This is a genomic window from Blastomonas sp. UPD001, from assembly GCF_003426715.1.
GTDB lineage: Bacteria > Pseudomonadota > Alphaproteobacteria > Sphingomonadales > Sphingomonadaceae > Blastomonas.
Genome location: NZ_QKVT01000144.1, coordinates 1 through 6,992, shown reverse-complemented (window position 1 = coordinate 6,992; position 6,992 = coordinate 1). Strand labels below are relative to the sequence as shown.

The window sequence follows — 6,992 nt, the reverse complement described above, 5'->3', positions numbered from 1 at the left end:
CCGCTCCAGCGTCATCGGCCGCACCGCTTCCTCGCGGTCGAGCCCGGCGACGGCAATGCGCGAGGCGAGCAAGCCGGGCTGGTCCTCGGCCGCCGCCGCCCGCGCCTGCGACACCAGAGCGACCTGATCGAGCTCGTCGCGGGTGATCCCCTCCTTCTCGGCGAGCAGATCGGCGGCGAGCGCGACCTGGATGTAGCACCGATCGGGCGGCATGTCGGTGGCGGTATAATAATCCGCCTTGTCGGCCATGAACGCGACCTTCGACAGCATCTCGACCCCACCGCCCAGCGCCCACTGCGCCTGGCCCGACGCGACCGCCGCCGCCGCCGCGCCCACCGCCGACAGGCCCGAGGCGCAGAAATTGTTGAGCGTGTGCACCGCGACGCCATCGGGCAGCTCGGCCTTGAGCTTGGCGATCAGCGCGATATGCCCACCCTGGGCGCCGACCTGGCCGACACAGCCCAGGGTCATGCGCTCGGCGCACCCGCGCGGATCGTGCCCCCGCGCCTCCATCGCATCGACCAGACGCGCGACGAGCCCGTGCGGCGTCTCACCGGCCAGCCCACCATCGGGGCGCGCCTTGCCGCGGGGGGTACGCAACGCAACGTGGAGATAGGCCTCGCTCATGCCGGGGCTCTCCACGCGCTGGGCGGCTGAAAGGCGAACAGCCCGGGCGGCGCGGCGATCACGGCGGGGATCGCGTTGATCGCCACCGCCACGGTCGCATCGGTCAGCGCGCGCGAGGGCGGCGCATTGGGATCGGATTCGGTGATATCCATGGTCAGATGGATATTGGGCCGCCCCTCGATCCGCACGTCCCAATGGCCGCGACCGCCTTCGTGCAGGCCCGGATCGGCGGTCCATAGGATCGACAGGGTGAAGCGCGCGCCGCAGGTGTAATGCGCGGTCCAGCGCCACTCGGTCGCAGCGACGGTGCCCCTCGGGATGGTGCCCGCCGGAATGACGATATCCGCCGGGGCGAGCGTGAGCTGATGATCCGGTTCGATTCGCTCGACCGCTGTACCCATCTGGTGTCCTGCGAACACCAGCACCTCGGAGAACAGCGCGCGGTACAGCTCGGCCAGCGGCCCGGTGCGGATGTCGCGCACGGCAGGATCGCTGCCCAGCCCCATCAGCTCGAAGACGAAGGCCGCGCTCGCCATGGCCGAGGCATCGACCGTTTCGCTCACCCGGATATGCTCGACCTCGACCGACATCGCGGTGGCGGCGAGCGCGATCCGCTCGACGATCATGCCCGGGCTGACCCCGACACCCGCCAGAGTCGCCCCGCCCTCGATCGCGGCGCGATGAAGCCGCTCGGCATAATCCGGCCCTTGCGCGGCGGGCCAGTGGAAACCGGCGGTGGAAATGACATTCTTGCCCGATCGCAGCAGCGCCTCGACATCGGGGACCAGCGCGTCATAGGGCAAGGTGATGCGCGGGGTGTGGATCACGACATCGGCCTCAGTCGCCAGCGTCTGCGCCAGGTCGTGTGTCGCCAGCACCCCGGTCAACGGACGCCGCGCGATCTCGCCCGCATCCTTGCCCGCCTTGGCTTCAGAATAGACATGCACACCCGCGAGCGTCAGCGCGGGATCGTCGATGATCCGGCGCAGCGCCGTGCGTCCCATCGCGCCGGTCGCCCATTGAATGACTTTGCAGGCCATGCCCGCCCTCTCCTGTCGCCGTCTCTTCTGGGAGCCGAATAATCGCACTCCGGGCCGCAGCTCTGGCTTGCCTTGGGCTTAGGTATCTTTATGAAAGTTGTAAAGCACAGACAGGAGAGAGCGATGTTTCTGACCCCGGCCAAGCGGATTGCGGACTATCAGGCGCGCGGCTGGTGGGAGGGAAAGAGCGTCGATGTCCTTTTTCGCCAGGCGGTGACCGAACGCGGCGACGCGCTGGCGCTGGTCGATCCGCTCAACCGCGAAACGCTTGATGGATGCGCGCCCGAGCGGCTCAACTGGACCGAACTCGACGCCCGGGTCGATGCCATGGCCGCCGCGCTGATCGCCCTGGGGCTGGAGCGCGACGACGTGGTCTGCGCGCAGCTACCCAACACGGTCGATGCCGTCATCCTGTTCCTCGCGGTCGCACGGCTGGGGCTGATCATCAGCCCGATCGTGATGCAGTATCGCGAGCACGAACTCGGCCATATTCTGGCGCAGACCGATGCGCGTGCCTTCGTCACCGTGCCCGCGTTCCACGGCCATGATTATGCGGCGATGGCGGCGGGATTGATCGCCGTGCGGCCCGGCATGATGCTGCTGACCATGGGCACTGCCGAGCACGGAACCGACTTGAAGGCGCTCGCCGCCACGGCCGATCCGGCGAGCGTCGCCCCCTGGTGCGCCGCGCATCCGGTCGCGGGCGGCGAGGTGCTGACCATCTGCTGGACATCGGGCACCGAGGCGCGGCCCAAGGGCGTGCCGCGCGATCACAACCACTGGATGCTCAACGCCAAGGTCGTGGTCTGGGGCACCGGGATGCAGCCGGGCGATGTGCTGCTCAACCCCTTCCCGCTGGTCAATATCGCTTCGATCGGCGGGCTGATGCTGCCCTGGATCGAGGTGCGCGGCACGATGGTGCTGCACCATCCTTTCGATCTGGCTGTGTTCCTGAAACAGATCGCGGCCGAGCGGGTCACCTATACCATCGCCCCGCCTGCGGTGCTCACCGCCTTGCTCAAACAGCCGCAGATCACGGCCTCGGTGAACCTTTCGTCGCTGCGCGCGATCGGCAGCGGTTCCGCGCCGCTCACCCCCTGGCTGATCGAGGGCTGGGCGGACAGCCAGGGCATCGAGATCTGCAACATCTTCGGCTCGAACGAGGGCATGGCTTTGATGTCCTCGCCCGGCGACGTACCCGACCGCGCCGAGCGCGCGCATTATTTCCCCCGCTTCGGCGCGGAAGGGGTCGAGTGGGACAGCCCCGTCTCGGCCGTAATGCGCACGCGGCTGGTCGATCCGGAGAGCGGCGCGATCATCACCGAACCGGGAACGCCCGGCGAAATGCATATCGCGGGAGGCACCGTGATCTCGGGCTATTGGCGCTCGCCCGAACTCAATGCGGCGAGCTTCGACGGCGAATGGTTCCGCACCGGCGACCTTTTCGAGATTGCTGGAGAAGGCGCGTTGTCGCGCTTCTACCGCTTTGTCGGGCGCTCGAAGGAGATCATCGTGCGCGGCGGGGTGAACATCTCGCCAGCCGAGATCGACGAATTGCTGGTCAGCCTGCCGAACGTGCGCGAGGCGGCGAGCGTGGGCATTCCCGATGCCGATCTGGGCGAGCGGATCGCGGTGGCGGTGGTGGTGGACGAGGGCGTCACTCCGCCGGATGTCGCCGCCGTCGGCACGCATCTGGCCGCGGCGGGCGTTGCCGTGTTCAAGCGGCCCGAGCGGCTGGTGGTGCTGCCCGCGCTGCCGCGCAACGCAATGAACAAGGTGGTGCGCGCCGATCTGCGCGCGGCGGTGCTGGCCGCGCTGGAGGGTTAGGCGGCGCTCAAGCCGCCACGCCCATCATCCGTTCGCGCCGCGCCGCCTTGTCGCGCTCCAGCACCTCGCGCTCGACCCAGTGCGAATGCGTTCCGCTGCTGATCTTGTGCGGCAGCGCGATGCGGCAGATGGGGCCATCGGCAAAGCGCTTGCAGTCGATGATGATGCACTCGGACGTGCCCTGATTCTCGTCGATCACGAAGCTGACCAGATAGCCGTCGTCCTCGTCCTCGGCGCCGACGCGCGGGGCGAACGGCGCCTCGGAGGCATAGCGGCCCTCGGGCAAGGTAATCGTGGTCGATTCGCCGGTTTCCAGATCGTGCTTGACGAAGCCGTTGAACAGGAACCAGCCGGGCTTGGTGGTGGTCGAATAGGCATAGCGATAGGGCTGCGCCAGATAGCGCTGGTTGATCATGCCGAATTCGACCAGCTGGTCGCCGAGCGACTGTTCGCGCGTCTCGCCGGTGCTGAGGTTGAAGCGCCAGCGGTGCAGCGTGGGGCGGAAGCTGTTCTCGTCGATATGCGCCATCATCGCGCCCAGACCGCCATCGTGCGGCAGCGGATCGGGCGTGGGATTGTTCTGGAAATAGCCGTCGAGCACCACCTCGTCGCCTTCCTCCCAGGCGTTCAGCCAGTGCAGCACATAGGTCGGCGCGGCATCGAACCAGCGGATGTCGGTGGGATCGTTGCGGTTTACCAGCGCAAAGCGCGAGGGCAGATCGTGCAGCCGTACCGCATGGATATTGTGCTCGAGCAGCGATTCATCCCAGAAGACCGGGAAGTCGTTGAGGATCGCCCAGTTCTCGCTGAACGCCATATCGTGCGGCAGGCGCGGCCCCGGCAGCGGCACCGGCGTATAGCTCTTGAGCCTGCCTTCGGCATCGACCACGCCGTAATGCATGTACGGCGCGTGCTTCGAATAGTTGAAGAACAAGAGCTCGCCGGTGCGGTCGTCGACCTTGGGATGCGCCGAGATGCCGTCGATCGGAACCCAGGGCGCGGGGCCCAGCTGCTCGAGCGTTTCGGGGTCCATCACATAGCCTTCGCCGCACTGGTAGAAGGTGGCGATCGCCTGGCCTGCGTGCACGATGATGTCGGTCGAGGCGCTGTCCTTGAGGCTGCCATGCGCGCCGAAACCGGGGCGGCGCGACAGGCTGGGCTTGTCCTGCAGGCCGCCCCAGAGCGATCCGCCCGCCTCCTGCTCCGCCTGGAAGCAGCGCGAGCGGACGAAACGGTTGCGATAATGCGCCTTGCCGCGACGAAAATCGATCTGGTGGATCATCCCGTCGCCATCGAACGGATGATATCTGCCCAATGGCTGGTGGATCTGGTTCTCGGTGTTGCGCAGGTAGATGCCGTCGAGATCCTCCGGGATCGCACCCTCGATCACCGCGAGGTCATAGGCATTGACCTCCTCGTGCTGCGGGGTCCAGGCGCCGGTCAGATAAGGGTGGTTGCTGGGCTGCAACGTGGTCCGGATTGCGGGCTGCCGCTCGATTTTCATGGCCATATCCTCACCCCCCTATGGTGATTGTCGTCTTGTGCCGTCCGGATAGCAGAATGGTCTGGTTACGCAAGTCTCTTTGCGATACACCGTTGGCGCAGGCCGGGATCACCGGCCGCATCAACCGGAGGATGCCATGAACAGATTTCGTACCGCGCTGCTGACGCTGACTATTGCCGCTGGCCTGATGCTGCCCGGCGCGGCGCTGGCCGAGTCCGCCCCGGCACCCGCCGCCACCAAGCAGGAGAGCAGAATGACCGACCCCAAGATTGCCGTTGTCGAGAAGATGATCGACGCCTGGAACCGCCGCGACTGGAAGCTGGTGGGCGATCTGTTCGCCGAGGATGGCGTGCTGCATTCGATGATGATCGAGCCGGTCAACGGCCGTCCCGCGATCGCCGAGCGGATCAACGCGCTGGGGGCAGGCATCGAGAGCATCACGCTGCACATCCACAATATCGGCCGCATCGGCGATGTCGTGGTGATCGAGCGAACCGACGAGTTCGTCTACAAGGGCCATCACGGCAAGGTGCCCGTGGTCGGCATTCTCGAGGTCGAGGGCGACCATGTGAAGGTGTGGCGCGAATATTACGACCGGGCCGAGCTGCTGCGCGAAATGGGCATCAGCGAGGAGTTCCACCAGCCCGCTGCGGCGCATTGAGGCACGGGCCGCGCCGGAGCGAAAGGCTCGACGTAGCGCTCCGGCGTGCCTATTATCGGCAACGTGACTGTTGAACCGCAATTAATTCGTACCTGCTCGATCTGGCGGGCGCTGGAAGTGGTGGGCGACGCGCCCACGGTGCTGGTGATCGAGGCGATCTGGCTGGGCACACGCCGCTTCGACGCCTTGCGCAAGCGCACCGGCCTGCTCAAGGCGCTGCTCAGCGACCGGCTCAAGCGGCTGATCGCGAATGGCATGATCGAGAAATGCCCGAGCAGCGACGGCGGCAACCGGCACGAATATGTGCTGACGCAAAAGGGCCGCGATCTCTACTGGACCTCGCTGATGCTGTTGCGCTGGGAACAGCGCTGGGGCGCGGGCCGCACCAAGCTGAAGGTCGAACTGACGCACAGGACCTGCGGCCACAGTTTCGAGCCCGAGCCGGCGTGCAAGGCGTGCAACCAGACGATCGATGCGACGCAGGTCGAATGGGAGCCCGGCCCCGGTGTCGGCCTGATGGAGCCGGTCTATTCGCGCCGCCGCCAGCAGCGCGAGACCACCGAAAGCGCAGCCACTCTGTTCGACGAGGCCGCGCGGATCATGGGGGACCGCTGGGCGAGCCTGATCATGCGGTCGATCTTCACCAACATCAACCGGTTCGACGACATCCGCCGCGATACCGCGATCGCGACCAATATCCTGGCCGAACGGCTCGCCTGGCTGACCTCGATCGGGGTCATCCGGCAGGAGCAATATGTCGAAAGCCCGCCGCGTTTCGAATATCGCCTGCGCCGGAAGGGCGTGGATTACTACCCCGCGCTGCTGATGCTGATGATGTGGGGCGACAAGTATTTCTGCTCGCCCAACGGCCCGCCGGTGCTGCTGACGCACCGCAATTGCGGCCAGCGGCTCGAGCCGCAGGTGGTCTGTTCGCATTGCCGCCAGCCGCTCGAGGCGCATGAGGTCAATTTCCGGCTGATGGAGGTGGCCGGGGAAGAGGCCGAGAGGCAGCCGGTTTCGGCGTAAGAGCAAGACGTCAGCCTCCCTTTTGATCGTCACCCCCGCGAAGGCGGGGGTCCCGCTTTCCTGGTCCATGGCGAAAAAGCGGGATTCCCGCGTTCGCGGGAATGACAGAATTGCGCTATGATGGGATGCGCAGCGACAAGCAGATCAACACCCGCAATTATCACTTTCATTATCATACCAATCTGACTAGCCTCTCCCCAGCGGGAGAGAGACAGCCATGGATTCCAGCGTCGAGCGCGCGGTCATCGTCACGGGGGCGGGCAAGGGCCTGGGCGCCGCTTTTGCGCGGGCGATAGCATCCGAAGGC

6 protein-coding genes are annotated in these 6,992 nt (G+C 66.2%); 3 read left to right on the top strand and 3 right to left on the bottom strand.

Features of this window, described 5'->3' with window-relative positions; all coding sequences use genetic code 11:
• Positions 1–627: thiolase family protein (locus tag DM995_RS19915; RefSeq protein WP_502696627.1), on the bottom strand; the 627-nt coding region annotated here is incomplete at its 3' end.
• On the bottom strand, positions 624–1,667 hold the full coding sequence (locus DM995_RS19910; RefSeq protein ID WP_116970806.1) for an NAD(P)H-dependent amine dehydrogenase family protein: 1,044 nt from the start codon (positions 1,665–1,667) through the stop codon (positions 624–626). The genes DM995_RS19915 and DM995_RS19910, both read right to left, overlap by 4 nt.
• A gap of 123 nt (positions 1,668–1,790) precedes the next feature.
• Here DM995_RS19910 and DM995_RS19905 point away from each other — a divergent pair, with 123 nt between their 5' ends.
• The gene (locus tag DM995_RS19905; RefSeq protein ID WP_116970805.1) at positions 1,791–3,494 is read left to right on the top strand and encodes a class I adenylate-forming enzyme family protein; all 1,704 of its coding nucleotides are present in this window, start codon (positions 1,791–1,793) and stop codon (positions 3,492–3,494) included.
• A gap of 7 nt (positions 3,495–3,501) precedes the next feature.
• Here DM995_RS19905 and DM995_RS19900 read toward each other — a convergent pair whose 3' ends face one another.
• Complete coding sequence (locus tag DM995_RS19900; protein ID WP_232824584.1) at positions 3,502–5,004, bottom strand: carotenoid oxygenase family protein; 1,503 nt, start codon at positions 5,002–5,004, stop codon at positions 3,502–3,504.
• A gap of 130 nt (positions 5,005–5,134) precedes the next feature.
• On the opposite strand from DM995_RS19900, the gene DM995_RS19895 reads away from it, so the two are divergent.
• Complete coding sequence (locus DM995_RS19895; protein ID WP_116970803.1) at positions 5,135–5,659, top strand: nuclear transport factor 2 family protein; 525 nt, start codon at positions 5,135–5,137, stop codon at positions 5,657–5,659.
• Positions 5,660–5,722: 63 nt separating this feature from the next.
• Positions 5,723–6,685, top strand: coding sequence for a winged helix-turn-helix transcriptional regulator (locus DM995_RS19890; RefSeq protein WP_232824583.1), 963 nt, complete (start codon positions 5,723–5,725; stop codon positions 6,683–6,685).
• Positions 6,686–6,992 lie beyond the last annotated feature (307 nt).